The organism is Paenibacillus sp. 01T443, from assembly GCF_056398325.1.
On the sequence record NZ_JBFTPE010000008.1, the window covers coordinates 560,816 to 587,306 of the forward strand.

Below are 26,491 nucleotides of genomic sequence, written 5' to 3' on the forward strand. Positions count from 1 at the left end.
CTCTTTTTTTCAAGAGAGTTCGAAAACAAATTATGCCCGAAAACGTTTTTCGGGCATTGGTTTACCTTATATTTCTTCGGCATACGAGCCTAAAGTTCTTCATGCTCCTTCGCTAAAAGGAGTGTTGTACAAGCGCAAACGGCTGTCGCCGTCCTCTGTGGCAAAAGTAGTCGTTTCGCGGAGATATATAAGCACATTTATATGTGAAAACATATAAATTCTTATATATTAAAAATAGAGAGGACAACCGATACAAACGGCGTCCTCTTCTATTCAATCGTGCAAGCTCTATTAAGGCTTAGCTGGCAGCCCGTTTGCACTGCGAATCAATGAGAAATACTGATCTGCGCGAACCGCTTTGTACTCAGGTCCGAGCGACGCTTGCAGCTCAGCGATGTCTGAAGGCGTCATGCTCCAAGCAAGCAGCCCCAAGGAGATGAACAACGGCGACTTCCCGTCCCATTTCGCCTTGGCATCAGCAAGAATCTTCTCACCGTCTTTCACCGTGCTTATGCCTTGAATAGTCGAGACAGGAAGCTTTCCGCCTACAATCTCTACGCCATGACGATCTTCCCAGCTTAGGAACATCCCCGAAGGCTTATACTCCTTGATATAGGCAGCAGCATGAGCATCGCTGAGCGGTATGTTCTGACTGTTGATACGGTTCAAAACGTAAGGTATCGTCATGCCAGTCTTCTCCATATACGAATTGGACTGCTTCAAGAAGTCAGCAAATGATTTTGCAGGCCATGCATTCGGATAGAAGTATCCGGCGCCGGACGGTCCTGCGATAAGCAGGTCGTTATCCGTAGCGGTCTCCCGGTAATAATTCAACATCACAGGCGCACCATCGTAGAGCAGCGGACTGGAGGTCCAGTTCAGCGGAACCTTACCTCGGCTCGGATCATCCCATAGGATGCGCATTCTATGTTGATTATATTGGAAGTTGTCGCCTTCGCTGAATGTATACGTTACATAAATTTTGTTCTCAAGCTTAGGTGTGTTCACTGTTTTGGCCTTAACTGCATTCGCCTTGGTACCGGAGAATACTGTCAGGTTACTGAACCAATCGGCCGCCAGCACATAGACACCATAATTAGAAGTAATCTCGACGCCGCTGAATTCTCCGTCCGTATCATTGCTGAACCAGCCTAGATAAGGCGTGCCCGGCTTTACGCCTGAGAGAATCTTCTGGAAAAGTTCCTTTTCTTTCGGCACGTTGGAATCCAGCCAGAAAACCATCGCTTTGTTCGCTACCGCATAATCGCGCAGGTAGCCGTACGGCTCTTTCTGTTCAGAGGACACTGGTTGTACGTTACCAACTGACACTTTATATTGATTCCACATGTCCACAGAAGCCGTCAACTGCTTCGTACCGGCAGGCGGCGTGAATTTGTAGATAAAGTAACGGCCGTTGTCGGCGAATCGATGTCCTCCGTTACCTGCAGATACCTGCGAGCTCTGCCGATCGTATAAGAAAGGCTCCTCTTCCGGCGTACCCGGAATAAACTCCGCGATCGTCTTCCCGTCAGCTTTAATCGTAACCTGATGCACAGCAGCTCCCCAGCCGTCCTGCGTAAACGCATCGTCAAAACGGAGAAAAACATCCGTTTTACCGAGACTCGAACTGAGGTCAAGATCATATACTTTTCTATTTTTACCGTCTCGTTCCTGTGTTTTATCCTCGTCAATAACCTTGAACAAGTCCGCTTGGTTTTCCGGAAGCTTGATTGAAGATTCCGGATTAAGTCCTACGAGCATCCGATGCGTCGTCTGACTCCATAGATTCTCATACTGCCATGTGTAAGCATCAAGTCTATCCTTGAATTTCCCTTGAAGATCGTCCAATACTTTCAAGCTGAATGGTGCTGCTTGCAGCTTCTGCGCGAGCTCAGGACTTGCTACTACAGCATTTTTCAAGCCGGCCAACGTCGTTGCTACGTTAACGGAGTCCGGTACTTTGGGATCGTATATAATGATTCCGTTGATTTCCTTCTTGTAAGTACGGACGATCTGCCAATAGTCGTCCCTGACCTTGTAAGTAACATCTAAGTCATTCAGCCAAGTGAATGCCCCTTCCTCTTTGTTCTCAAGTAAATAGATGCGGGGCTCGGCGCGATTTACGATACCTTGCAAGGACGCCATCAGAATTTTTATGTCGCCAGGCGCATCATAAATATCCGCCACATCCAGCTGCTTAATCTTCGAGAAACTTGGAAGCGCTTGCTTTTCTGGCCAAGAAATCGTATTCGTTGGCAACTTCTCTTTGGATTCGGCAGCGGCTGCACTTAAAGACATGGACAACGTGCAGACGACAGCAAGTCCGATAACAGTAAGTTTACGTAACATGATTACACCTCGGTTAGATTGTTTTTTGGAGGATATTCGTGGTGCATGCCATAACTCTTTCCCTCCTTTACCCGGCAGCGTTCCTTCAAGTCCTCGCTTATATATATTTATTATATTCATAATATTATTACAACCACTTCGACAAAAGTTCTTATGCTATGACATGAATATGATCCTCCCGTTGCAGGCTCTTTTAACTGAATTAGTTATTGCTTCCTATTTATTGGAAAGCATTTCCGAGGGGTTGCAGCTGATGTTCTCACGGGCTGAGTAGCCCCCCATTCTCCTAATAGCTTCTCTCTTTAACAAGACAGACAAAGAACCCCCCGCAGCTACAAGTAAGCTTGTAGTACGGGAGGTTCTTTGTTCTGGCTATAGATGCTTAGCCATAACATGAAGCTTAGAATCTATTAAAAGTTAAATACGAAATCATCATCATTCAGTGGCTCAACGTGAATCGTACGTACATAACCGTTTCCTTTTTTGGAGAAGAAATCATGCTGCTTAGTATGCGTGCTTATTCCGTTAAACACGATCGGATTCACAGGCTCTTCAGGGAAATGCGGCTCCATACCAAGGTTCATAAGAGCTTTATTTGCATTGTAGCGGACGTAGACGTTGACCTCCTCAGCTAAGCCGAGGGGAGCATACAAATGCTCGGTGTAGATGATCTCGTTCTCGTACAGCTCGTTTAAGAGCGCATAGATCTCAATTTGAAGCGTTGCTTGCTCTTCAGGGCTAAAGGTCTGGAAGAGCTCTTGCGCAAGAACGCCAACATATAAGCCATGAATACTCTCGTCACGCAAAATCAAATCGATAATTTCGCCGCTGCTCGTCATTTTGCCTTGACCAGCCAGATAAAGCGGATAGAAGAAGCCGCTGTAGAATAGGTAGCTTTCCAAGAATACGGACGCAGCCATCGCTTTATAAAGCTCTCTCGGGCCCGTAATGTTCGAATACCAGGAAGAAATCAAATTCGCTTTCTTCTGCAGCTGTTCGTTTTTCTCCACCCATACGAAGATCTCGTCGATCTCTTCGCCTGATGCCAGTGTCGTGAAAATGCTGCTGTACGATTTGGCATGGATTTGTTCCATCATCGACATAAAGGACAGCACTGCTTTACGCTGTAAGCCATCTACATGCTCCAAAATTTTCGGCATGCCGATACCGCCTTGAATCGTATCAAGCAGTGTAAGACCGCCGAGCACGTTTTTGTAGAGTGTGCGCTCAGCGTCTGTCATTTCCATCCAATCCATCTTATCGTCCGACAATGGAATTTCTTCATCCGTCCAAAATTGCATTACATTTTGCTGCCAGAATGTTAATGTGAAATCGTCATCCGGGCGGTTCCAGTTTACTGCTTTCATTTGATGAGCTCCTTCTTTGCTACGTAAGCATCAATTAAAATAAAACTTAAACGGCACAGCTCGTGCATTCCTCAACGGAAAGCCGCTTCGTTCTTGTGTAATAGAGCGATTTGAGCCCTTTTTGTGCAGCGTAAACATAGAAGCGCGCCAGCTCGCGAGTCGTCACATTACTATTTACATGCAGCACCGATGAAATACCTTGGTCTACGTGCTGTCCAATTTCAGCAATAAGATCTATCAGCTTGAATTGATCGATATTGTAAGCTGATTTGTAGTAGAAATAGTTTTCCTGTGCCAAATACGGCATCGGATAATAGGTTGTTGAGTTCGCATACGTGCGTGTCTCGATGTGCTCGACAATCGGCATAACGCTCGATGTTGCGTTTTGGATATAGGAAATACTTTGTGTTGGCGCAATAGCAAGCCGGTACGCATGGTATAAACCGTGCTCTTGTACTTTTGCTTTTAGAGCTGCCCAATCCTCAGGTGAAGGGATTTCCATACCCTCGAACAATTCCTTGACTCGATCCGTTTTTGGACGGTAATCGGTCTCTACATAACGAGTGAAATAGGTTCCCTTCGCATACTCGGAACGTTCGAAATCTTTGAATGTAATGCCGCGTTCTTTGGCGATTTCCATACTTTGCTCAAGGGAATAGTAGTTCATCATCATAAAGAAAACGCCGGCAAAATCCTTTGCTTCTTCGCTTTCGTATGCGATTTTGTTTTTCGCTAGATAGCCATTCAAGTTCATCGCGCCAAGTCCTACGGAATGAAGCTCCTCGTTTGCTTTGCGAACGCCTGGGGCATTGTCGATATTAGACAAATCGCTGACAGTCGTCAATGCTTCGATGCCCACATGTACGGACTCTTTTATCTTCTTATGCTCCATAACATTAACAATGTTTAGTGAAGCAAGGTTACAGCTGATATCACGTTGAATAACATCATCAAAGCCATAATCTTTTATTTCTGAAGTCTCCTGCAGCTGGAAAATTTCCGTGCAAAGGTTGGACATTTTAATCGATCCGATATCTTTAAGCGCGTGAACGCTGTTAGCATTTGATTTGTTCATGATGTATGGGTAGCCTGATTCAAGCTGAATCGAAGCGATTTTTGTCAACATGTCGCGTGTGTTCATTACTTTTTTCTTTGTTACCAGTTCATTAGCGAGCAATTCTTCGTACATCTCGTCCATATCCATGTCATCGAGATGCTTGTTGTATGCTTTCTGAACGGAATGCGGACCAAATACGAATAGCGGTTTGTTTTGAGCTGCGAGCTCATAAAATTTATTCGGAATAATGAGACCGATAGACAACGTTTTAATACGCGCCTTCTCATCAGCGTTAATTTTTTTGCAATCTAGGAATTCGATGATATCCCAGCCGAAGATGTTGTAATAACCAGCTCCTGAGCCTTTGCGCTGACCCATTTGGTCTGCGTAAGAGAATGCATCCTCCATTAGCTTAAGTACTGGCATGATGCCTTTTGCAGCACCTTCTACGCCTTTAATCGGCTCACCGCGTCCGCGAAGCTTCGAGAGGTTGACGGCAACGCCGCCGCCAATTTTGGATAGCTGCATGCATGTTCCTAAAACGTAGTTGATGGAATTAAGCGAGTCGTCCATTTCAAGTAGGAAGCAGGAAACCATCTCACCGCGACGGCTCTTGCCCGCATTCAGGAAGGTGGGAGTTGCTGGCTGCAAGCGTTGATCGATCATCGCTTCAGCGATACGGAGTGCTCTTGCTGCGTCGCCTTCGCCTAAGTGCAAAGCAACGATCGCTACACGGTCGGAGTATTGCTCTAAGTATTGCGCTTTGTTGTTGGTCTTCATCGCATAGTCTTTATAGAACTTCGATGCTGCCATGTAGGACTGAAATTCAAAGCCGCTGTTCGCTGTTAACGTAAATACAGCCTCAACCTGCTCATGTGTATATTTTTCATATACATTATCGTAATAATCGTTCTCGATTAAGTAATCTAGCTTGTGTTTGAGGGAATCGAACTTTACGCTCTTCTCTTCCACTTCTTCCATAAATGCAGCAACAGCCTCTTTATCTTTTTCCAGCTGGTAAAATCCGTCTGCACCGCGCTGCATCAATTCGTTATTCAGTTCAATATGCTTCAATGGTTCGCACCCTTTCGACAAAATGTTGCGTATCTTGATTCGTGCCTGACAATTCAAACTTCAAAATTACGGGGACATCATACTTTTGGGAGATCGTATCCGCGCTTTTCGCGAAGCCGGTTCCCCAGTTTCGGTTGCCGCTGGCAGAAACGCCGCGAAGCATGTCCGCATTGTTCTCCAGAAACGAAGTTACCTTCTCTGGAACTTGGCCGAACCCTGTTGTATACGTGACCAGCACGAACGGCTCGTCCACTGCTGCCTTCTCATCGATTGGCACTGCCCGCATATTCAATTTTTTAATGAAACGCTTGACATTACCTGTTTTGGAATCATAGACAACTAGCATAGCGCGTTCGCTCCCCTACTGAAATCAAGCAATCAAAAAGCGCTTCTGACTAGCAAATCCGTCAGCTGCGCCGGTTCAAGGTTTACCGATGGTAATCATTGAAAGCACCAATCCACATCAATATGTAGTTGATGTTTTTGATTCTACATCAATATATAGGAGTAGTCAATGAAAATTATGGAGAAAATATTAATCTATTTTTTTGGCGCACTCGACTATTTTAACAGATGCGGATATGATGGGATAGTGACATTTTATTGCTATTGTGGAGGTTCCAATGAACATAAAAACACCGGCAGAACAAATGCGGGAAACGATCGAACAACTGTTCAAGGACGCCGGATATACGGTGCCTGAGCTGCTTTCTTATATCGAAATGCTCGAAAATGAGCATGATCTAATGGCCGAACAAATAAAGAAAATGAAGCTGGATTCCGTGCGAAAAGCATCGGCTGCGGCCGGAATGAACAGCCGTTTGAAAGATGCGCTGCGTGAATAATCAGCTTAAGAGACACAAGATCTAGTAATATACAAGCATGCGATTCGAAGATTCCGATAGCACTTCTCGTTCACCGAGACTCTCCTGATAAAATATTACAATCAGTCTCAAAAAACGACAATTTTCGCGAAAAAACTAGATATTGTTATATTTCATGGAGAAATCAAAAAGCCCGCTAGTCGAACAGCGACTGGCGAGCAGCGGCAGAGCATTGCCATTGGCATGGCTTACTTTTTCGATTTCTGAGGCGACTCCGGCATTCGTTTTTCATCTTGCGGGATCCCGCAAGCCTCGACGGCAAAGTTCCCCTGCATGAGCCTTGTGTCAATGAGAGTAATAATTTGCTGTAACGAAGCCATTTGATTCTCGATTTTCTTCTTATGGTTTAAAATCATCGCATGCAGTTCCGGCGATGCCGTTAGGTCTTCATTAATAGATATGTTTAAATACGGCTTCATCTCGTCAAGCGACATTCCGGTTTTTTTCAGACAAGCAATGAGCTTCATCGTTTCGACATCCGAAGGCCGGTAAATGCGATGCCGATTCTCCTTCCGCTCCGCCCGCGGCAGCAGTCCTATTTTCTCATAATAACGAATGGTATCCTCAGATAATCCAGCCTGCTCCGATGTTTCTTTAATCGTCAGCCCTATACTTCCCATCAGCCCTCCAGCCTCCCTTATGCTTCCGAAAATCAATTATACATCTTGGAGTCGACTCCAAATTATATAGTGATCACATCGGATCGGTATCCGGAATGAACATTATATAGGAGGCTCTCATTATGAACATAATACGAAAAGATCAAACCGCATTAATTACTGGAGCAAGCAATGGCATTGGACTGCAGTTGACCCGCAGAATGCTGGCCGAAGGCTGGCAGGTCATCGCACTGAATCGGTCCAGCTTCCCTGAAGACGACACCCTGATTCAAAGCTCATTAAGAAAAGGTGAGCTTCGCTCCTATCATGCCGACCTGTCGAATTTCGAGAGCTTGAAGCTCGCACTGGCACAGATTAAAGCCGGCGAAGAGAAAATAGACCTGCTCTTCAACAACGCTGGAGGCAGCAGCGATGTGCTTTCTTACACCAAGCAGGGGCGGGAGCTGCATTTTGATCTGCAAACCGTGGCGCCTTACGTTATATTCATGGAATTGAAGGAGCTTTTAGGGAAGGGAGAAGGGAAGACCATCATCAACACCTCTTCCTACGTGTTTAAGTTCCGCAAGAAATTTGATCCGGATACGTTGGAGCGTCCAAACGAGTTTACGAAGCTGTACGGCCCCTATGCGGCCTCAAAACTAGCCCTCTCCTTATGGTCCTATGAGATTGCTTCCGAGGTCGCTGGCGAGGGCTTAAAGATTTTGAGCGTAGATCCAGGTGCGAACAACACGATTAGAAAAGGCAAACGTTCGGGTATCCCCTTTTATTTGAAACCGATCATAAAGCTTTTCTTCCCTCAGCCAAGTAAAGGCGCGGCTTTATTATATGATGCAGCTATGCTCACTAATAAAGCCGCGTCGGGCAGTTTTCTGGTGAATGGGCGAGTTACGGAGTTGAAATTCATTGAGCAGAGCCGAAAGGTTTTAGAGAAAGTCAGCTCGATTTACAAGAAAGAGTTTTCCGCAGCCGCGAGCCCTGAAATAATTTAATCAGCCGATAAAAAGGGCAATCTAAAAGGTTCATTACCTTGTAGGATTGCCCTGATTTTTTATAAGTAGTATGTCGTTATTTGACAGCCGCAAAGAACAAACGCTCCGACTGGCTGTTAGGTGGAAACAGTTCGAAATCCGCATAACGGTCAACCGTTTGGAAGCCGGCACGGCGCAAGGCAGACTCGATCCAGTCCGGATCATAAGCACGCTGCACATGCGATTCCTCGAACCGGTAAAATTTCTGATCCTGGTCACGCGAGAAAATCGTTAAGTGATGCTCGATCTCGCAGCGCTCCTCTTCGAAATCACAGGTCCATATGTACGCGACATCCCGCTCGTCAAGCACGAAAGGCTGCTCCTCCGCATAACGAATAAGCTGCTTCTGTGGATGCATGTCAAACAGGAAGGTTCCGCCGCTGCGGAGGCCCGCGTAGGTTGCACGGAAGGCTGCTTCAACATCGGCTTCCTCGGTCAAGTAATTCAAACAATCACAAAACGATATAACCGAGTCTACGGGCTCTTGAAGCTCCCATTCGCGCATATCCTGCTGAAGCCACCGGATAGAGCCTGAGCGTGGCCTTACCACTAACTGAGGCGGCTCATCCCATTTGCTGCGGGCAACGGTAAGCATATCGGATGACAAGTCGATGCCGTAGACATGGAAACCTGAGCGGGCCAGGGGAATGGAGATACTCCCTGTTCCGCAGCCAAGGTCAACTACGGTCGCTGGCATCATTCCATAACGCGACCAGCCGGCCCTGGCGAAGCCAAGCCAGTCAGCATAAGGCATGTCCTCCATGAGCTGATCATAAACCGTTGCAAACTGTCCGTATGAGCGTGTCATTGCCCATCCGTCCCTTCCGCCTCGTTACTCGAAGCTTTTGCCTGCTCCTCCGCCTCAGCTTGCGGATTTTCCGCCAGGTATGTCCAGCTGCCTTTCTGCGTTACGAGCCTTTCACGCATCAGCTTACCTATCGCGCGTTTAAATGCGCCTTTGCTGATTCCGAATTTTTGTTTAATGATGTCAGCATCGGTTTCGTCAGAGTAAGGCATGCCGCCTCCAGGCCGTTCTTTCATAAAGGCTAGGATACGATCTGCATCCTCAACTCGTCCTACTTCCTTGCGCTGCGCCATCGACAGATTTACTCTGCCGTCCTCGCGGATAAAGGTGACCCGGGCACTCACACGCTCACCAAGCCGAAGCGGACGAATGCGCTCGGCGCTTGGAATTAGGCCGTAGACGCCAAAGCCTACAACGCCGCCGTCGATCATGACAAACGAACCGAGCTGCAGCGTTTTTGTTACCCAGCCCTCAACCCATTGGTTGTTCCAGCTCTCAGGCGCATGGAATACGAGCTCCGAGAGCTCTTCCTCAAATGCGATCTTAGCAACAAGCCTTCCGATTTTGTCATGCTTCATCACAACGAACACTTCGTCTCCAAGGAGAGGTCTGTAGTCGATACTCTCCGGCAGCTCCGAGAGGGGAAGCAGCAATTGTCTGCCGAGTCCCATTTCTAGAAAACAGCCGAGCCTTGGATGAACGTCCGCGACACGCAGCCGGGCTAGCTCGCCAAGCTGCAGCAATGGCTTCTTCATGGTTGCCGCCAAACGATCCTCCGAGTCATAGAACAGGAAAGCTTCCACATCATCGCCGATTTTCGGCTTAGAGCCCACAAGCTCTGTATAATGCATCAGCACATCCGATTCTCCGTCGCTCAAAAAATACCCGTAGGGTGACACCTCGCGTGCCACCCTTAACGTTTGAGTCGTACCGGCTACAAAACTCATGCGAACTCCACAACCTTCGCATCGGACCATAGCCGCTCGATGTTGTAATATTCACGTTCATCGCGGTGGAATACGTGAACAATCACATCACCGATATCGATCAGTACCCATCTAGCAGAATCCATGCCTTCGATACCGCGAATCCGGTTCCCGTTTTTCTCTGCTTGCTTGCGGATTTCGGTTGCAATTGCTTGGACCTGCGTATCCGAATTACCGCTGCAAACAACGAAATAATCCGCTACCAAAGAAATCTCTTTTAAATTCAAAGCCACAACCCGTACCGCTTTTTTGTCTTCTGCTGCTGCGACCGTAATTTGAAGCAATTCATCTGAATGTAACGCCATAGCTCAGCCTCCTATAAAATATTATTATTCCAATAAACCGTTTCTCGCTTCTACCGTTAGCGGAAATATTCGTTTTCCCTTTGCCAATAAAAAGGTAATCGTAGAATTGAATCCCGCAATCAGTGCCTTATCCAAAAACTGTTCGCTTAGCTTGCGTATGATGTCCACGCCTGGAAAGTCGCGTCCCGGCTCCATGTAATCGGCCAGGCATACAATCTTCTCCAGCTTCGACATTCCCCGGCGTCCGGAGGTATGGTAACGGATGGCATCGAGTACTTCGGCATCCGTCACGCCGTATTCATGCTCAGCTACCCAAGCGCCAACCGGTGCATGCCACAGCTCTTTATCATAAAAAAGCAGCTCAGCGGGCAAGGATTGCTCACGAATCACCTGCTGCATCCGCTCTGTCGGCCAGTATTTGGCTACATCATGCAAAATGGCAGCCAGCTCCGCACGTACGGGGTCCTCGCCAAATCGCTCAGCGAGCAGAATCGCGGTATCCATGACTCCTTGCGTATGAAGCCATCTTCGCTCCGGCATTTCCGCTTTCACCTTGTCGATCATTTGCTCACGATTCATACAGCTTGTACCTCCTCATGTAGCTATTCACCGAATCCGGCACTAAATACTGAACCGTTTGCCCGGCGTTTCTCCTGCTGCGAATCTCTGTAGAAGAAATATCGATTGCAGGCATATGAATGAGGTTTATCCGCTCCTGCAAGTAAACAGGCAGAGCAGCAAGATTTACCGGATCTCCGGGACGCTCCAGACCGATAAATGAAATTCGAGAAGCAAGCTGCTCGATTTCATACCATTGCGGCAAGTCATTTATCCGATCTGAACCGATAATATAGGAGAAAGAGTCATAAGGATTTCTTTGCTGCAGCTCCCTAACCGTATCATAGGAGTAGCTGACACCGCCGCGAAGCAATTCAATATCCAATGCGCGAAATGCCGAATTGCTCCGTATGGCTTCGCAAACCATTTCGTAGCGCCGCTCTCCGCTAACACCCGGCTCATTTGCTTTGAGCGGAGGACCGTAAGACGGAATGAACCATACCTCATGCAGGTCACACTGCTCGCGAGCTGTTTCCGCCGCGATCAAGTGGCCGATATGGATGGGATCGAAGGTTCCGCCCATAATACCTATCTTACTCACTCGTTGAACGCCTCCCTGCATCAAGCCGAATCAGAGCTATGAAAGCCACTGCGGTTTTAGTATGCCCTTTATGACAAAAATCCGCATGGCCAACCAAACTCCGAACATTCATAATGTTTTACTTGCGAGCTGCGCTAGGAAGCACAATTTGTTTGTTGTCCTTTGATTCCTTATAGAGGACAATCGTTTTCCCAATGACTTGAACGAGCTCGGCTCCAGCTGCCGCGGCAACCTCCGCACCAATTTCTCTAGGATCATCAAGGCAGTTGTTAAGCACGGATACCTTGATTAGCTCGCGTGATTCTATGGCTTCCTCGATATGACGAACAAGGTGATCGTTCGTGCCGCCTTTACCCACTTGGAAAATAGGTGTCATGTGATGGGCGAGTGATCTTAAATAACGTTTTTGTTTACCTGTAAGCATAATAATGGTTCCTTCTTTCATCTCGATGTTTCGTCTGTTTATTTGTTTATAACCAATAAAAAAATATCGGGTTAGCTTTGTAAGGAAGCTAGGACTGTCTCTCGCATCGCCGCTGCCGGAGCCGGCTGGCCTGTCCAATATTCGAAGGCATATGCGCCTTGATATATGAACATGCCCAGTCCGCCGTGGATACGGCAGCCGCGCTGCTCGGCCTCCTTGAGAAATCGCGTTTTTAAGGGATTGTAAATTAAATCGCTTGCAACCGCATCCGGCTTAAGCCAGTTTGCATCAACCGGTGTCTCATCCGTATTCGGGAACATGCCAACCGAGGTCGTATTAATCACGATATCCGCATCCAGGCACGTGCTTTGCAGCTCCTCGTTCGAAATCGCGTAAATTTCGGCTTTCCCTTGCAATGAGTCCGCAAGCGCCTTGGCGCGCTCAACGGAACGATTGGCAATCGTAATGCGGGCGGGCATCTCATTTGCGAGGGCAAATATGATTCCGCGGGCAGCACCGCCGGCGCCGATTACAACGATTCGTTTGCCGGTAAGCTCGCTTTCCGCTTCTTCCTTTAATGAACGTACATATCCGATCCCGTCGGTATTGTAGCCAATGAGCCGGCCTTCGTCATTTACGATCGTATTTACCGCGCCGATTGCTTGCGCGCTCGAGTCGATCTCATCGAGCACCGACATGATGTCCAGCTTATGGGGGATCGTGACATTAATGCCGCGAATCCCCATTGCGCGAACGCCTGCCGCAAAGTCTCCGATGCGGTCAGCGGTTACGTGAAATGCCGTATATACGCCGTTGATTCCCGTTTCCCGGAAGGCACGGTTCATCATGATCGGTGATTTTGAATGTCTAATCGGATTGCCGATTACACCAAACAAAAGGGTATTGCTATCAATCTGGTTTCCTGCGCCCGCGTTCGTCACAGTGAATTCCCCTTCCAAGTGCCATGTCGTTAAATCATTGAATCGCGAAGCATAACCTTTACGCCTTTGGGCGCGTAGATATCAATTACGGCTCCGCCGGTGCCGTTCACCTGAATCCAGCCAAGACCGGAAATGAATACATCCTTGTTTACGCCGCGCTTTACGCGCAGTGAATGTCTGGTCCATGCCGGAATAGTCTCCAGCTCTTCAAGCGACGGTCCGCCAAGCAATTGTCCACGGTGATCGGCATAAAGCTCATCCGCCCGCTCAAGCTTCGTCCGGTGCATGTTAAGTGCATTAGACACATAAAACGTAAAGGATTGACGATCGCCCTCGACAAAATCAAATCGGACCAGGCTGCCGATGAACAGCGATTGGCCTGAATTCAATTGATAAACAAGAGGCTTGATCGGCTTGTCCGGCAGCAAAGAACCGAGGAAGCTGCGCGGTACGACCTCCGTCATCCGTGATGAATATACGATTCCAGGCGTATCAATAATCGCTTTGCCATCTTCAAGCGGAATATGAACGGCATCGAGCGTAGTTCCCGGGTACCTTGAAGTCGTCAATTCGCGTTCCATATCGCTGTAATCACGGATCAGTCGATTGATTAAGGTAGACTTCCCGACATTCGTTGCGCCGACCACATAAACGTCACGACCGTTGCGATATTGCTCGAGCGCTTCGATCACGCGCTCAAAGCCCATGTTGCGCTTCGCGCTGCACAGTACGACGTCCACTGTACGCAGGCCCTCTTCCTTCGCTTGCTTCTGTACCCAGTTTCTTAGGCGATTGACGTTCATCGCTTTCGGCAGCAGGTCAATCTTGTTTACGACAAGCAGCACCGGGTTATTTCCGACAAACCGCTGCAGGCCTGAGATCAAGCTGCCCTCAAAATCGTACAAATCTACGATGTGCACAACCAGGCTATCCGTGTTTCCGATGCTGCCTAGCAGCTTTAAGAAGTCATCCTGATCAACCGCAACGGATGAAGCCTCATTATAATTGCGAATCCGGAAGCATCTTTGGCAAATAACCGGTTCGCGTCCTATAGCCGATTCCGGCAAATATCCCGGCAAATCGGAGCTTTTTGTCTGAAGCGCCACCCCGCAGCCCGCACATGAACCAGATGCCTGACTAAGCTGTTGTTCCATCACTTTGTGTCCCCCTCATACCATAACCCTTTTTTCCTCAAGCGTACTAATGCAAAACGTTCGATACGGCGATTCACTCGTGTCATGATTCCTTCATCTAAAGGAGCAATCGGCGTAACCAAAATGGTGTAAAGTCCCATTCGGTTGCCGCCAAGCACATCAGTAAGCATTTGATCGCCGATAACGACTGCATGATCTGCGGCTAGGCCTAGTACGCTGAGCGCCTTCCTGAACGCTTTTCCAGCAGGCTTGCGAGCAGCGTGAATATATGGAATATTCAGCGGTGCTGCAAACTTCCCAACACGGGTCTCATTGTTATTCGAAACGATAACAACCTGAAACCCCCGTGAGCGCACGTAATCAAGCCACTGCACAAGCTCAGGCGTAGCTAACGCCTCCTTTGCACCGACGAGCGTATTATCCAAATCCGTAATGATGCCGCGAACGCCTCTCGCATGCAGCTCATCTAAATTAATTTCATAAACTGTATTAACGCGCATATGCGGCAACAGCCGTTCAAACATAATGGATATCCCTCTGCTTTCTGCCTGCTATCTTACGAAACTATACCATACAAACCAAATTTGTTGCAAAAAATACCGCTGCCAATTTCTCTGGCAAGCGGTATTTGCTCAAGTAAAATGAAGAAATTCGGTTTGTTATTCCAAATCATTCCAACCTATGGATAATGGATCCATTTCCCATAAGAATAATCGTAATTTCACCTTAATTGATCGATGATTGATCTGACTTTTACAACGAAACGATCCGCTTCTTCCGATGAAGCCATGGAAGGACTGTATTTCGCCTGCTCAAACCGGTCTAGCACCGCCCTAAAATCATCGCGCAGACGTTTCTGGCTTTGCGACCATCGCATTACCGCTTCCCTTAGCGTCTCATGCTCCTCGCGCTCCAGTCCGCGCTTCTTGCAAATACGAAGCAGCTTCTGCGTCTCAATTACGATGCGGTCATTCGAAGTATAGGAGCCGTGACGCAGCTTGCGCCAGGCCAAAACAAGCTTGTCGCGACGAATGAATAGCCAAACGGCTGCCGCAATGAACAAGAGTGATCCTGCGCTCCAAGCCCACACCTTCGAGCTCGATGAGCTCTCATTGCTGCTGACTGCATCAGCCTCGCTGCCTTCCGTATCTACGTCCGGCAGAGCAGGAGCTTCATCCTCCGCTAAAGTGTACGGGAAGGTAAAGCCCGCTGTTGCCTCGAAAGGAATCCAGCCAAACCCGTCAAAATAAATTTCTACCCAGGAATGGGCGTCGGAATTCCGAACCGTATACGTACCGGCGCCGCTCGGATTAATATTCTCATCCAAATACGCGCCGGGCGGACCGTAATCGCTAATCGGCAGCACACCAGGGGCAAAGCCTTTTACCCATCTGGCGGGAAGTCCTAAGCTTCTTGCCATGACAGCCATAGAGGTAGAGAAATAATCGCAATAGCCCTCTTTGAGCTCAAATAGAAACTGATCCACAAAATCTTGCGACGACCCGGTAAGCTTGGATTCATCCGGCAAGTTATTGTAGGTATAATTAAGTCTTAAATAAGCTTCAAGCGATTTTGCCTTGTCATAGTCGTTGGTGGCTTCCGCGGTTACTTCCTTTGCCAATTGCTTGACGCGATCCGGCAATGTGTCCGGCAGCTCCAAATAATAAGCATTTCTCGACGCAGCTGCCTGATCGGGCCAGCCCGCCGTTGTCTCCCTCAGCAGCTCTTCATCAATAATAGGCACTGAAGAGGTGACTGAATAGGTTTGTGGATATTTGCGGTTTTTCATGGACCAATTCAATAATCGCAGCTCGCCGGAGGACGCTTCCCATCTTAAGCCTGACGGCAAAGATGCTGTGTCATCATCCATCCAGTTTACGCTCGTAAGCGGGGCCGCCGCGAACAAAACTGGAAAAACATCCTTCCGCACCATCGTAACGATTTGATCAATCTTGGTTGTACCCGCTGCCGGAGTAGGATCGAGTGAGACGAGTGCCTCACCTTTAGGGACCGAAACAAGAACTTCACCGCTCGTTTTCGAATCAACGTCCATCCAGCCGGCGCCCGTATAGATCGCTTTCGATTCACCCCGCCAGTAGCTGCGATGCGAGGTTGTGACGGTCATCATCGGCGAATAATCAAATTCAAACCCTCCGCCCAGCTGATCATCATTGCGGCTGTAGCCAGAGCTCGCATTGCCGGTTTTGTTCGGCGTTATCGTATCCGTTCCTTTATCGCCCAGGAATACTTGTACTTGCTCCCCGTTTGCTTCCTTCCAAATTGTATAAGGATCCTGCAGAAGCGGCGACAAGGACGGCATGTTTAGACCGACAGTCATCAGCACGGTAAGTACGAGCGCAATCGGCAGAATTAATTGCAGCGGATATTCGATCAGCTCCCTCCAGCTCTTCGGATGCTCACGCTGCAGCCGTGACAAATGACTGGCTACCAGCCAAAGCAGGCCTATGAAAACAACCATCCCTACTTCATCCCACAGCCAGATTGGCGTAAAGGAATCCGCAATGGTTAGGACAAGGATACTTACACCGACGAAGCCGAACATCCGCACGCGCGTGGCTGTCCATATTCCGAACAGGATATATAAAAGAAGTAAAGCCAAGCTGATCCAAATAAATGGATTTAACTGCGCGGTATGGACTTGCAGCCACCAGATCCACTCCTCCCAGCGCTGCGGGGTTGCGATCAGCCAGTCCATTTTTGCTATCCGGGAGGTAATAACTATCGCCGCTACCGCTTGAAGCAGCAGTTTTAGCAGCTTCATCCGAACAGGCAGCAAAACATCGATTGCCACTGCGGCAAACAGCGTGTAATAGACAATGGAGAAGGTTTCCTCCCACCAATAGCCTTCAAATATCGTAATCGTATTGGATAAAATGATGGCAATAAAAATAAATCTGAGCTTATCGAACCAATTTTCTGCAAGATAAAGGCCTATTGATACCATGCTGCGCTTCATGCGATACCACTCCCTTCTAAGACAGCGGGGAGCTCTTGGAGCTGGCGAATTTCAAACACTGGCCAGCCGCGCTCACGCATCACATGCTTCCAAGACGTATTAGGGCTAAGAGCGTCAACAACGGATGAAATATGCAGCAAACATGGCGTCATTCCTTTTCGGGAAAGCCACTCCATGCTTCGTATCACGTCAGCACCGGTCTCCGGAGTAATCACGACAGCAAAGCTGCCAGGCTCTAAAATCGTATCCGCTTGCTGCAGCGAGGCATACAAAGGCCGGACCGCATCCGCATTAACAAAAGTAAGATGCCTCATCATCGCATTCCGTTGATCCACGCCCGATTTAGGGGGAATCATCGTCAACGACTCACCAATCGAAAGCAAGCCCATAGCCGTATCATCCTTCAAACCGTTCTCCAGCAGCGAAGCTGCCGCGGATACGGCTAATTCAAAGCGGGTTGTCAACTCCCCGGAATAGCCTTTTGCATGACGATCTAGGATGACAACTGTACGCGGTAATGACTCTCGTTCGAAAGCCTTTGATTTCCACTCCCCCGTCTTGGCCGTCGCATTCCAATGCACGCGCGATAAGCGGTCGCCGTATAAATATTCCCGGACGCCGTTTATTTGTGTTGTTTCCTTCGCGGACCGGGTAGCAACGGCATGGGAGTAAGGTCCGCGAATTCCGCGTTGGATCCCGTTCCATTGTCTTAGCGGCACCGTTTGGGGAAGCACGTTGAACACGGTCTCCGTGCCGAACTGGCCCGAATGTTCGAATAAACCAAATACATCGTAAGACAAACACTGCGTGTGCGTAAAACGATATTCCCCGCGCAGCAGCGGAGGTGTCTGGTACGCCACCTGCCCCGAGCGTTTCCAATTCGGCACAAAGGAGGTCTCAAAGGCCATCCTTTGCCCGTTATGACGTTGGAGCTGGTCCCTAACGATAACATAGGGCAAAGGGTAATAGCCTGGGATTTTCATGGTAAGATTTACTTCAAGCGAGCTTCCAGCCGATAGGGACTGATCGAGTGCGTTCATGCTTGGCACCGAATAACTTCTGCTCCCCGTTACTTTGTTTATGCCGCTCCAACGCCCGAGCACTAAATAAATGAGTAATAGATTTAAGATCATAAAGAGCATCATTGCGGTTTTGCCGCCTTGAAATAAAAAATAAAAAAGACTAGTCAAATAAATAACGGCGACATGCTGCCAGCGCAGCTTCGTAGATTTAGCCGCTGCCATCTGATTATCGCTCTAGCCGAACCGGCACTTTCGTGGACTGGATCACCTGCGCGATGATGTCCTCCGCTTTAAGCCCGTTCATTCTGGCCTCTGTACGAAGCAATAGCCTGTGGGAAAGAACATGTGGCGCCAGCTCCTTCACATCATCAGGCGTTACAAATGTACGCTCCTGGATATACGCACTCGCTTTAGCCGCTCTTGCGAGCGCCAGCGCTGCGCGGGGACTAGCCCCTAGCATGACGTTCGTATGCTCTCTCGTACCTCTTATTAGGCTTACCAGGTATTTTCCTACCGCATCATCGATGTGCACCTGTAATACTTGTTCTTGAATATGAATCATGTCCGATATATTAATCATTGGCTCAATGCGGTCAGACGGATGGATTCCTTCATTAGATAACACCATTCGCTGCTCATCCGATTCGCTCGGATAACCAAGCGAAAGCTTCATCATAAAGCGGTCAAGCTGCGCCTCAGGGAGCGTATAGGTGCCTTCAAACTCGATTGGATTTTGGGTAGCAAGCAGTACGAACGGACGCGGAAGCTCGTAAGTGTCTCCATCAACCGTAACATGCCCCTCTTCCATCGCCTCAAGCAGCGCGGATTGAGTCTTCGTTGTAGCTCGGTTTATTTCATCGGCTAGCAGTATATTAGACATAACCGGACCCGGTCGAAAAATAAAGGTTTCCTGTTTGGGATGATAGATGGAAACGCCTGTAATATCGGTAGGAAGTAAATCAGGATTGCATTGGATACGGCGAAATTGCCCGCCGATTGACTTTGCCAGCGCTTTCACCAGCTGCGTCTTACCTGTGCCGGGCACATCTTCCAACAGAACATGTCCGCCTGCAATAACGGCGATGAGCAATCTCTGGATTTCTTCCTGTTTACCAAGGATACAAGTTTCTAAGTTTCGTAGAATAGTAGCACATAATTGCATGTCTGCAGGACGAATATCCATTCCATTACCTCCCGAAATAACGCTAAAGTACATACTCAATACTACTATTTTACAGTACTTCCTTTCCCGTACACAAACTTTTTCGCTACAAAAAAAATTGGAAGATCCCACAGGATCCTCCAACTTATGTCCTATATTTATTATCCTTTTGGTCTGACCACCAGTGCTGCCAGAAAGGAGAAAATAATAGCTGCAGAGATGCCGGCGCTGGTGACTTTAAAGATACCGGAAATGACGCCAATCCACCCCTGACTATGCAGCTCGGTCAATGCCCCGTGAACGAGCGCATTACCGAAGCTTGTGATCGGAACGGTAGCTCCCGCTCCTGCGAACTTGACCAAAGGCTCATATAAATCAAAGCCGTCAACGATGGCACCGATAACCACCAGCGTCGCCATCGTATGAGCCGGAGTCAGCTTAAGCACATCAAACATGAGCTGACCGATCACGCAAATTCCTCCGCCAACTAGAAAGGCCCATAAAAAAATCATACTGATTTACCCTCCTTTTGCGCTAATGGCGACAGCATGCGCGATACAAGGAATACTCTCCCCTTGCTGGAACGAAAGCGGTGAGAGCAATGCGCCAGTAGCAACAACTAAAATTCGCTTTAATTCACCCTTTTTGATTCGTTTAAGCAAATGCCCATAGGTCACTACAGCAGAACAGCCGCAGCCGCTTCCCCCAGCTTGCACTTTCTGCTTCTGCACGTCATATACCATCAGGCCGCAATCGCTAAAGACCGTATCATTCATCGGCACCCCGTTTTTCAAGAGCAGTTCCTTCGCAATCGGATGACCTACTCCAGCCAAATCTCCCGTTACAATTAAGTCATAATCGCTGGGCGTACGGCCGGTATCATTAAAATGAGCTTGTATCGTATCGACAGCGGCCGGCGCCATCGCTGCTCCCATATTAAAAGGATCCGTTATCCCTAAGTCGATTACTTTGCCGATTGTCGCACATTCAACGACTGGGCCGTTTCCTTCAGCAGCTACGACGGCAGCGCCTGCCCCCGTTACGGTGTACTGTGCTGTGGGCGGCTTCTGAGAGCCGTATTCGGTTGGATAACGAAATTGCTTCTCCGCCGTACAATTGTGGCTGCATGTTCCGGCAAGCACATGCGTGCCTGCTCCGGAATTCACGAGTAATGAAGCGAGCGCAAGAGTTTCCATCGATGTTGAGCAGGCGCCAAAAACGCCGATGTAGGGTACACCGAGCGAGCGAGCTGCGAAGCTGTTACTAATGATTTGGTTCATCAAATCTCCGCCAATAAAAAATTGAAGCTGATCACGCTGTATACCTGCATTTTGAATGGCAAATTCGGATGCTTGCTCAAGCAGGAGCCTCTCCGCCTTTTCCCAGCTTTTCTGCTGCATATCAAGTTCGGGATGAACGAGATCAAAATCAGCCGCGAGCGGACCCTCTCCCTCGTCAGGGCCGACCACAGTTGCTTCGCCAATAATAACCGGGCGCTTCTCAAACCACCACGTTTGCTTCCCACGCAGCATATTACTGACCCCCAGTACCTAGTATGAGATGGGCAATTCCGACGAAAAAAGCAGCTACTGTACCAAATACGATGACGGATCCCGCCAGCTTAAACATATTTCCGCCCACGCCGAGCACAAGGCCTTCACTCCGGTGCTCCAATGCTGCCGAGCACATCGAGTTCGCAAACCCGGTTACGGGAACAGCGGATCCGGCACCGGCCCATTGCGCGATTTTGTCATACACGCCGAGACTCGTCAGTATAACGGATATTAAGATAAGCGTCGCAACCGTGGGGTTGCTTGCTGCTTCTTGACTCATTCCCATCAAATGAACATAAAGTTCTTGAATGACTTGTCCAAGCACGCATACTGCTCCGCCAAAAACAAATGCCTTCAAACAGTTTCCCAAAATCGCTCTTGGCGGCTCCATGGATTTCGCGAAAGACTGATATTCCTTCGGTGACATCGCCATTTTTTTGTAGTTATTTCGGCTTTTGCTTTTTGTAGCCACTGCGCCATCCTCCTTTTCCGGCACGGTATCTCGTTAGGCATAAGCTCGAGGTTCCGTATCCGCATTACTTTCTTCTCGTTCATTATTTGTAATAGCAGGAAGCAATATTCCAGCAAAAAAAAGGATTGTCTCAGACGAATGCATACGTCTTGGACAATCCTTTTCTCAAATTAATATCGCTAACAATAAAAGAACGAGCAATACATACAATACAAGCACAAGTATGCTCAATAAATAACGCTGCCGTTTTTTCGACACAAACGCTGCTCCCCTCACATCGGGCTTATAACTACAGCATATGCCTAATACCCAGTCAGAGAGCTTGTGTACATCGAATTTTCTAGGCAAAGTTACTCTTCAATAATCATAACGCCTTTGGCTGCAAGGCTGTGTGTGCCGCTGACAGGCTCTCCGGTCAATAGCTCAGGACGCGGCTGAACGCCCAGCTCGAGCTCTGCCGCCTCCGAATTATGATTCAAAATAAAGGTATATGCTTTTCCGTCCTTGTTTCTGCGCGTGACTTCAACGCCGGAAGGCGCTGCAAGTAAAGGCTCGATTCCTTTATCCTTGCAAAGATTGCTAAGCAGGCCTTGAAGGAAATGCCCATCAGGGCTGGAAGCGATATACCAAGCTTCCCCTTTGCCAAATTTATTTACAGTAACTGCCGGCATGCCTTTGTAAAAATCAGAGCCGTACTCCGCAACAACCTCCGCGCCTTCGGAATGAATCAAATCACATAACAAGCTGCATGTATAAGTTCCGCTCAAAGCTCCGTCTACCTTTTTCATAACCATTTGGTTTTGCTGACCTGGCAGCAGAGAGTCAATCTCCTCGGCCCAAATGCCAAGAACCTTGCGAAGCTTGCCAGGATATCCGCCTGTGGTTACCAGATCATTCTCATTCACGATGCCGCTGAAGAAGGTTGTAATGAAAGTGCCTCCCCGCTCAACGAAGGCTTCGACCTTCTCCGCAAAGCCGGGCTTAACCATATACATGACCGGAGCAATGACCAGATCATACTGGTCGAGCTGCTCTTCGACGCTGATCATATCGGTTTGAATATTGAGCTCAAACAGCGCATCATAATATTTATGAACCTCATCCACGTATTTAAGCGCTATGCTAGGTCCGCTTGAGAGCTCGACAGCCCAGCGGTTCTCCCAGTCAAATATGATCGCTGCCTTCGCGTCAATCCGTGAATCGAGCAGCTTGTCAGAAAGCTTGGTAAGCTCATGTCCGAGCTCCGCGCATTCGCGGAAAACACGCGTGTGCTCATGCCCCACATGCTCAATAACAGCGCCATGATATTTCTCGCATGCACCGATGGAGCGGCGAAGCTGGAAGAACATAACGGTATCCGCGCCATGAGCGACCGCTTGATAGCTCCAAAGACGCATAACGCCAGGACGCTTCAAGGCATTGTAGGCCTGCCAGTTCTGTTGGCTTGGCGTTTGCTCCATCAGCATAAACGGCTGCCCGCTCTTAAGGCCGCGCATTAGCGCATGCGTCATAGCTGTATAGCTGACTGGAGTGTCAATGGAAGGATAGTTATCCCAAGATACAACATCCAAATGCTTAGCCCATTTAAAATAATCAAGCTCCGGATAAGTGCCCATTAAGTTGGTCGTAATTTGAATATTAGCCGAATGCTTACGAATTTCATCATATTCAATTAAATAGCAGTCAAGCAAGGCGTCAGATTGGAATCTGCGATAGTCTAGCGAAATGCTTTGGAAGTTGGTGCGGTTTCCTCCCCACTCCTCGCTTAGCGCATTAGGAGGTACAATCTCATCCCAATCATAGAACGTATGCCCCCAAAAACTCGTATACCATGCTTTGTTCAATTGCTCAATCGTGTTATAGCGCTTTTGAAGCCATACGCGGAAAGCGTCGGCGCAGTTGTCGCAGTAGCAATAGCCGCCGTATTCATTCGAAATATGCCATGCAACAAGCGATGGGTGGTCTTTGTACCGCTCAGCTAATTTACCGGCGATCAACTTCGTGTATTTACGGTATGTAGGGCTGCTTGGACATGAATTGTGGCGCCCGCCGAATTTACGCTTGCGGCCATCATAGTCAACGCGGGTAACATCTGGGTAACGCTTAGCCATCCAGGCAGGATGAGCCCCCGTGCTCGTAGCAAGGCATACAGCGATATTGTCGCCATGAAGCCTGTCGATTATTTTATCCAGCTCAGTAAAATCATAGGATTCCTCGCTTGGCTGAATGCGGGCCCATGAGAACACGTTAACAGTCGCAACGTCAATGTCCGCAAGCTTAAACATGCGAAGATCCTCCGACATTGTTTCATCGTCCCATTGCTCCGGATTATAATCGCCGCCATACCATATTTTCGGAAGTTTATCATTTATCATGTTATTCTGTTTCTCCTTTCATTCTATGCACATTGTGAACGCGTGAAGAGAGCTCATCAAATGAGCTCTCTCCTTCCTCGCTTATTTTAAACTTATTTGGACCAAAGCGCTACGCGGTCTTGCACCATTTTCGTGAACTCGGCATTCAATTTTTCTACGCCTGCATCTTCAAGATCTTTCAGGAATGCATCGTAGATTTTGTCGAAGTCAGCCGGTTTAGCAAGAATAGCTTCCGGAATGCGTTTTTTCATAATATCTTGCGTTTTTTGGAAAATAACGTTTGCTTGGGAGCCTGTTTCGAAAGGAAGCGTCCAAGCTGCGCCGTATTTAYGCTCTGGGAATGCATCGTCTGCAGGCCACAGATCTTTATACGTTGTCGCATTGTATTTCGCAAGCGTCTTTTTGTCTTCTTCGGAATAAGCCGTTTGGATTTGCTCCGGGAATGTCGTTGTATAGTAGTTTCCGGATGGATCCTTCACGCCGTCGCCGTAACGAGCGGATATCAAGTAGTTGCCAATGCCCGTTGTTTTCTTGAAAGTGTTGTTGTCGTTCGATTTTTGAGCTTGAACATCCGCAGGAATGACGCGTTTGCCATCTTCTACGTTATAATGTTTGCCTTCGATACCCCAGTTAACGAGTACTTGGCCTTCATCGGAAGCAAGGTAATCAAGGAATTTAATCAAACGTACAGGATCTTTAGCGTTCTTCGTAATACCGATTCCGTAGCCGGAGAGGTAGCCCGTACCTTGGAACGAGTGATCTTGGAACGTTTCATTCAATGTTACGGGGAAACGAGCGTAAGTCGCTTTGAAATTACCTGCTGCTTTCAACGCGTTTTCCGCATCGCCGTAATCCCAGTTTTGATCGATAAGGCCAAGAACACGCCCGGATGCCACTTTAGCTTTGTATTGATCGTATTTTTGAACGAAGCTTTCTTTGTCAAGCAAGCCGATATCGTTCATGTGGTTCAACCAGCGGAAATATTCTCTTTCTTCAGGACGTTGGTAGTGCATAATGGCTTCATGAGTTTCTTGATTTACATAGAATTCGCCGTCATCAGGAGCGCCCGTAGCATAGAATGCAGGGTTTGTTACGGAAATCAGAATTTGCCACTCGCCGCCGTTAAGCGACATACCGATTGTCGGTTGGCCGTCTGCCGTTTTTGGGTTTTTCTCAATGTAAGCTTTGATTGCTGCTTCATAATCTTGAACGGTTTTGATTTCAGGGTAGCCAGCTGCTTCAAGTACTTGGTGCTGCAATTGGAAGCCGCCGCCTGCTTCGAAATAAGTTTGGCCAACACCGTCTTGCGGAAGCATGTAAATCGCATCGTCATCCTCGCTCCAGCGAAGGCGGTTGAAGTATTCGCCGTAAACCTTTTTCAGGTTCGGCGCGTGCTCCTCGATCAATGGACGAAGGTCAATCATTGCGCCGGCATCAACCAATTTGCCTGCGCTTCCTTTTGGCATAACTAGGTCCGGATAATCGTCGCTTGCCACCATAAGTGCGAACATATCGGAATCGGTACCGCCAACAGGAAATTCCTGTTTAATCGTGATACCTGTTTTTTCTTGAATAAATTTACCGACATCGGATTGCATGTCATCCCAGTTCGCGTTGTTGTCTCCTGATGCTACACGAATGGTAATCGGTTCAGCCGCTGCGCCTTCGTTTGCCGAATTGGTCGCTTCATTTGTCGTACCGTTGTTCGTGACGCCTTCGTTATTCGAGTTGCCACATGCGGTGACGAATACGAATACAAGTGCCAACATCAAGCTTAGTGCCATCTGCATCTTTCTTTTCATTGCTGGAAAGCCTCCCTTTTTTTCTTGTACGTGATAAACATGTATATAACAGGATACCTGCTATTACCAAATTTAGCTTTTTACAGCTCCAAGCGTCATACCCTTCACGAAATACTTCTGAAGGAAAGGATATACCATCAAGATTGGAACGGTAACGACAATCGTAATTGCCATCTTAATGGATTCAGGTGAAACCGATGCGATAGCCTGCTGCGCATTCGGGTCGCGGTAATTACTGCCCGTTTGCGTGGACAGCAGCACCTTCATCAGCTCGTACTGCAGCGTCGTATTCTCGGGACTCCTGTTGTTGAACAGGTATGTGTCAAACCAGGAATTCCAGTGGCCGACCGCAATGAACAAAGCGATTGTCGCAAGCACGGGCTGGCATAGCGGAAGGATAATCTTCCAAAATATCGTCCAATCATTCGCTCCGTCGATTTTGGCTGATTCTTGAAGCGCGTAAGGAAGCCCGTCAATATAGGAGCGAACAACGAACACGTTCCAAACGCTGAGGAGTGCAGGAATGATATAAACTGAGAAAGTGCCGATCAAGCCAAGATTTTTCATAAGCAGGAAGCCCGGAATCAGGCCGCCCGAGAAATACATTGTCAAGGCGAATGCGACTGACATCCATCTTCTAGCTTGGAAATCGGGACGGCTAAGCGTGTAAGCCATCATCGATGCGGATAGTACGCCGATTGCTGTACCGATCACGGTACGCAATACGGAGTTTTTGAAACCGACAAGCAGTCCATCGAAACCGAATATCGTCTCGTAGTTTTTGAGCGTAAATTCACGAGGGTATATGGTTAGTCCGCCTCTCACCGTATCCACAGAATCATTGAATGATATAGCGAGTACGTTGAGGAATGGATATAACGTTACAATTGCGACAATAACCATGAATACATATACGAATATATCGAATATTTTGTCGCCCGTATTTCTGATAGTACCTTGCATATGCGTTTCCTC

The 26,491-nt window shown here is 48.1% G+C and carries 25 protein-coding genes; 2 read left to right on the top strand and 23 right to left on the bottom strand.

The features are described from left to right. Window positions 1-291: 291 nt before the first annotated feature. The 4 genes from AC1DLI_RS16420 to nrdI form a co-directional block, all read right to left on the bottom strand. A complete protein-coding gene (locus AC1DLI_RS16420; RefSeq protein WP_477604324.1) occupies window positions 292-2,349 on the bottom strand; it encodes a GxGYxYP domain-containing protein in 2,058 nt (685 codons plus the stop codon). Window positions 2,350-2,759: 410 nt separating this feature from the next. Next, complete coding sequence (gene nrdF / locus AC1DLI_RS16425; protein WP_477604326.1) at window positions 2,760-3,716, bottom strand: class 1b ribonucleoside-diphosphate reductase subunit beta; 957 nt, start codon at window positions 3,714-3,716, stop codon at window positions 2,760-2,762. 46 nt (window positions 3,717-3,762) lie between these two features. Then, window positions 3,763-5,847 (bottom strand): class 1b ribonucleoside-diphosphate reductase subunit alpha, encoded by a 2,085-nt coding sequence (nrdE, locus tag AC1DLI_RS16430; RefSeq protein ID WP_477604328.1) that lies wholly within the window; start codon window positions 5,845-5,847, stop codon window positions 3,763-3,765. Beyond that, window positions 5,834-6,193: a class Ib ribonucleoside-diphosphate reductase assembly flavoprotein NrdI gene (nrdI, locus tag AC1DLI_RS16435; protein WP_308998475.1), complete on the bottom strand. Its 360-nt coding sequence runs from the start codon at window positions 6,191-6,193 to the stop codon at window positions 5,834-5,836. The genes nrdE and nrdI overlap by 14 nt, the downstream gene beginning before the upstream one ends. Before the next feature lie 277 nt (window positions 6,194-6,470). On the opposite strand from nrdI, the gene AC1DLI_RS16440 reads away from it, so the two are divergent. Further along, on the top strand, window positions 6,471-6,692 hold the full coding sequence (locus AC1DLI_RS16440; RefSeq protein ID WP_477604331.1) for a hypothetical protein: 222 nt from the start codon (window positions 6,471-6,473) through the stop codon (window positions 6,690-6,692). Window positions 6,693-6,919: 227 nt separating this feature from the next. Here AC1DLI_RS16440 and AC1DLI_RS16445 read toward each other — a convergent pair whose 3' ends face one another. Then, window positions 6,920-7,351, bottom strand: coding sequence for a MerR family transcriptional regulator (locus tag AC1DLI_RS16445; RefSeq protein WP_477604333.1), 432 nt, complete (start codon window positions 7,349-7,351; stop codon window positions 6,920-6,922). A gap of 122 nt (window positions 7,352-7,473) precedes the next feature. Here AC1DLI_RS16445 and AC1DLI_RS16450 point away from each other — a divergent pair, with 122 nt between their 5' ends. Beyond that, a complete protein-coding gene (locus tag AC1DLI_RS16450; RefSeq protein ID WP_477604335.1) occupies window positions 7,474-8,340 on the top strand; it encodes an SDR family NAD(P)-dependent oxidoreductase in 867 nt (288 codons plus the stop codon). A 76-nt stretch (window positions 8,341-8,416) separates the two neighbouring features. Here AC1DLI_RS16450 and AC1DLI_RS16455 read toward each other — a convergent pair whose 3' ends face one another. From AC1DLI_RS16455 to AC1DLI_RS16540, 18 genes are all read right to left on the bottom strand, one after another. Beyond that, entirely contained in the window at window positions 8,417-9,187 is a 771-nt protein-coding gene (locus tag AC1DLI_RS16455) for a class I SAM-dependent DNA methyltransferase (RefSeq protein ID WP_477604337.1), read from the bottom strand. Next, entirely contained in the window at window positions 9,184-10,131 is a 948-nt protein-coding gene (locus AC1DLI_RS16460) for a CvfB family protein (protein ID WP_477604339.1), read from the bottom strand. Before AC1DLI_RS16460 ends, AC1DLI_RS16455 begins: the two co-directional genes overlap by 4 nt. Then, on the bottom strand, window positions 10,128-10,475 hold the full coding sequence (gene rsfS / locus AC1DLI_RS16465) for a ribosome silencing factor (RefSeq protein WP_477604341.1): 348 nt from the start codon (window positions 10,473-10,475) through the stop codon (window positions 10,128-10,130). The genes AC1DLI_RS16460 and rsfS overlap by 4 nt, the downstream gene beginning before the upstream one ends. A 24-nt stretch (window positions 10,476-10,499) precedes the next feature. Further along, window positions 10,500-11,054 (bottom strand): bis(5'-nucleosyl)-tetraphosphatase (symmetrical) YqeK, encoded by a 555-nt coding sequence (gene yqeK / locus AC1DLI_RS16470; protein ID WP_477604343.1) that lies wholly within the window; start codon window positions 11,052-11,054, stop codon window positions 10,500-10,502. Then, window positions 11,044-11,655 carry a nicotinate-nucleotide adenylyltransferase gene (gene nadD, locus AC1DLI_RS16475; protein ID WP_477604345.1) on the bottom strand — a complete coding sequence of 204 codons (612 nt, stop codon included), beginning with the start codon at window positions 11,653-11,655 and terminating at the stop codon, window positions 11,044-11,046. Before nadD ends, yqeK begins: the two co-directional genes overlap by 11 nt. A 97-nt stretch (window positions 11,656-11,752) precedes the next feature. After that, on the bottom strand, window positions 11,753-12,058 hold the full coding sequence (yhbY, locus tag AC1DLI_RS16480; protein ID WP_308998467.1) for a ribosome assembly RNA-binding protein YhbY: 306 nt from the start codon (window positions 12,056-12,058) through the stop codon (window positions 11,753-11,755). A gap of 71 nt (window positions 12,059-12,129) precedes the next feature. After that, window positions 12,130-12,999 (bottom strand): shikimate dehydrogenase, encoded by an 870-nt coding sequence (gene aroE / locus AC1DLI_RS16485; protein ID WP_477604348.1) that lies wholly within the window; start codon window positions 12,997-12,999, stop codon window positions 12,130-12,132. A gap of 29 nt (window positions 13,000-13,028) precedes the next feature. Further along, window positions 13,029-14,153 (bottom strand): ribosome biogenesis GTPase YqeH, encoded by a 1,125-nt coding sequence (gene yqeH, locus AC1DLI_RS16490; protein WP_477605035.1) that lies wholly within the window; start codon window positions 14,151-14,153, stop codon window positions 13,029-13,031. Next, on the bottom strand, window positions 14,153-14,677 hold the full coding sequence (locus tag AC1DLI_RS16495) for a YqeG family HAD IIIA-type phosphatase (RefSeq protein WP_477604350.1): 525 nt from the start codon (window positions 14,675-14,677) through the stop codon (window positions 14,153-14,155). The genes yqeH and AC1DLI_RS16495 overlap by 1 nt, the downstream gene beginning before the upstream one ends. Before the next feature lie 197 nt (window positions 14,678-14,874). Then, the gene (locus AC1DLI_RS16500; RefSeq protein ID WP_477604352.1) at window positions 14,875-17,130 is read right to left on the bottom strand and encodes a DUF4129 domain-containing transglutaminase family protein; all 2,256 of its coding nucleotides are present in this window, start codon (window positions 17,128-17,130) and stop codon (window positions 14,875-14,877) included. Further along, a complete protein-coding gene (locus AC1DLI_RS16505; RefSeq protein WP_477604354.1) occupies window positions 17,127-18,374 on the bottom strand; it encodes a DUF58 domain-containing protein in 1,248 nt (415 codons plus the stop codon). The genes AC1DLI_RS16500 and AC1DLI_RS16505 overlap by 4 nt, the downstream gene beginning before the upstream one ends. A 4-nt stretch (window positions 18,375-18,378) precedes the next feature. Beyond that, entirely contained in the window at window positions 18,379-19,335 is a 957-nt protein-coding gene (locus AC1DLI_RS16510) for an AAA family ATPase (RefSeq protein ID WP_477604356.1), read from the bottom strand. A gap of 140 nt (window positions 19,336-19,475) precedes the next feature. Next, window positions 19,476-19,826: a stage V sporulation protein AE gene (gene spoVAE, locus AC1DLI_RS16515; RefSeq protein ID WP_308998461.1), complete on the bottom strand. Its 351-nt coding sequence runs from the start codon at window positions 19,824-19,826 to the stop codon at window positions 19,476-19,478. Between the two features lie 6 nt (window positions 19,827-19,832). Further along, window positions 19,833-20,846, bottom strand: a complete 1,014-nt coding sequence (gene spoVAD / locus AC1DLI_RS16520) for a stage V sporulation protein AD (RefSeq protein WP_477604358.1) — start codon at window positions 20,844-20,846, stop codon at window positions 19,833-19,835. Between the two features lies 1 nt (window position 20,847). Beyond that, complete coding sequence (spoVAC, locus tag AC1DLI_RS16525) at window positions 20,848-21,300, bottom strand: stage V sporulation protein AC (protein WP_477605037.1); 453 nt, start codon at window positions 21,298-21,300, stop codon at window positions 20,848-20,850. A gap of 389 nt (window positions 21,301-21,689) precedes the next feature. Beyond that, a complete protein-coding gene (locus AC1DLI_RS16530) occupies window positions 21,690-23,714 on the bottom strand; it encodes a beta-galactosidase (protein ID WP_477604360.1) in 2,025 nt (674 codons plus the stop codon). 92 nt (window positions 23,715-23,806) lie between these two features. Continuing rightward, entirely contained in the window at window positions 23,807-25,516 is a 1,710-nt protein-coding gene (locus AC1DLI_RS16535) for an ABC transporter substrate-binding protein (protein WP_477604362.1), read from the bottom strand. A 72-nt stretch (window positions 25,517-25,588) separates the two neighbouring features. Beyond that, on the bottom strand, window positions 25,589-26,479 hold the full coding sequence (locus tag AC1DLI_RS16540) for a carbohydrate ABC transporter permease (RefSeq protein WP_477604364.1): 891 nt from the start codon (window positions 26,477-26,479) through the stop codon (window positions 25,589-25,591). Window positions 26,480-26,491 lie beyond the last annotated feature (12 nt).

Excerpts from the sequence above, each read along its gene's own strand:
- yhbY (WP_308998467.1), bottom strand. The coding sequence starts at position 12,058 with ATGCTTACAGGTAAACAAAAACGTTATTTAAGATCACTCGCCCATCAC.
- AC1DLI_RS16510 (WP_477604356.1), bottom strand. The coding sequence starts at position 19,335 with ATGGATATTCGTCCTGCAGACATGCAATTATGTGCTACTATTCTACGA.
- yqeK (WP_477604343.1), bottom strand. The coding sequence starts at position 11,054 with ATGAATCGTGAGCAAATGATCGACAAGGTGAAAGCGGAAATGCCGGAG.
- nrdF (WP_477604326.1), bottom strand. The coding sequence starts at position 3,716 with ATGAAAGCAGTAAACTGGAACCGCCCGGATGACGATTTCACATTAACA.
- AC1DLI_RS16420 (WP_477604324.1), bottom strand. The coding sequence starts at position 2,349 with ATGTTACGTAAACTTACTGTTATCGGACTTGCTGTCGTCTGCACGTTG.
- AC1DLI_RS16505 (WP_477604354.1), bottom strand. The coding sequence starts at position 18,374 with ATGGCAGCGGCTAAATCTACGAAGCTGCGCTGGCAGCATGTCGCCGTT.
- AC1DLI_RS16455 (WP_477604337.1), bottom strand. The coding sequence starts at position 9,187 with ATGACACGCTCATACGGACAGTTTGCAACGGTTTATGATCAGCTCATG.
- AC1DLI_RS16440 (WP_477604331.1), top strand. The coding sequence starts at position 6,471 with ATGAACATAAAAACACCGGCAGAACAAATGCGGGAAACGATCGAACAA.
- spoVAE (WP_308998461.1), bottom strand. The coding sequence starts at position 19,826 with ATGATTTTTTTATGGGCCTTTCTAGTTGGCGGAGGAATTTGCGTGATC.
- nrdI (WP_308998475.1), bottom strand. The coding sequence starts at position 6,193 with ATGCTAGTTGTCTATGATTCCAAAACAGGTAATGTCAAGCGTTTCATT.
- yqeH (WP_477605035.1), bottom strand. The coding sequence starts at position 14,153 with ATGGAACAACAGCTTAGTCAGGCATCTGGTTCATGTGCGGGCTGCGGG.
- spoVAC (WP_477605037.1), bottom strand. The coding sequence starts at position 21,300 with ATGGCGATGTCACCGAAGGAATATCAGTCTTTCGCGAAATCCATGGAG.
- AC1DLI_RS16540 (WP_477604364.1), bottom strand. The coding sequence starts at position 26,479 with ATGCAAGGTACTATCAGAAATACGGGCGACAAAATATTCGATATATTC.
- AC1DLI_RS16460 (WP_477604339.1), bottom strand. The coding sequence starts at position 10,131 with ATGAGTTTTGTAGCCGGTACGACTCAAACGTTAAGGGTGGCACGCGAG.
- nadD (WP_477604345.1), bottom strand. The coding sequence starts at position 11,655 with ATGCAGGGAGGCGTTCAACGAGTGAGTAAGATAGGTATTATGGGCGGA.
- AC1DLI_RS16445 (WP_477604333.1), bottom strand. The coding sequence starts at position 7,351 with ATGGGAAGTATAGGGCTGACGATTAAAGAAACATCGGAGCAGGCTGGA.
- spoVAD (WP_477604358.1), bottom strand. The coding sequence starts at position 20,846 with ATGCTGCGTGGGAAGCAAACGTGGTGGTTTGAGAAGCGCCCGGTTATT.
- AC1DLI_RS16495 (WP_477604350.1), bottom strand. The coding sequence starts at position 14,677 with ATGTTTGAACGGCTGTTGCCGCATATGCGCGTTAATACAGTTTATGAA.
- AC1DLI_RS16530 (WP_477604360.1), bottom strand. The coding sequence starts at position 23,714 with ATGATAAATGATAAACTTCCGAAAATATGGTATGGCGGCGATTATAAT.
- rsfS (WP_477604341.1), bottom strand. The coding sequence starts at position 10,475 with ATGGCGTTACATTCAGATGAATTGCTTCAAATTACGGTCGCAGCAGCA.
- AC1DLI_RS16500 (WP_477604352.1), bottom strand. The coding sequence starts at position 17,130 with ATGAAGCGCAGCATGGTATCAATAGGCCTTTATCTTGCAGAAAATTGG.
- AC1DLI_RS16450 (WP_477604335.1), top strand. The coding sequence starts at position 7,474 with ATGAACATAATACGAAAAGATCAAACCGCATTAATTACTGGAGCAAGC.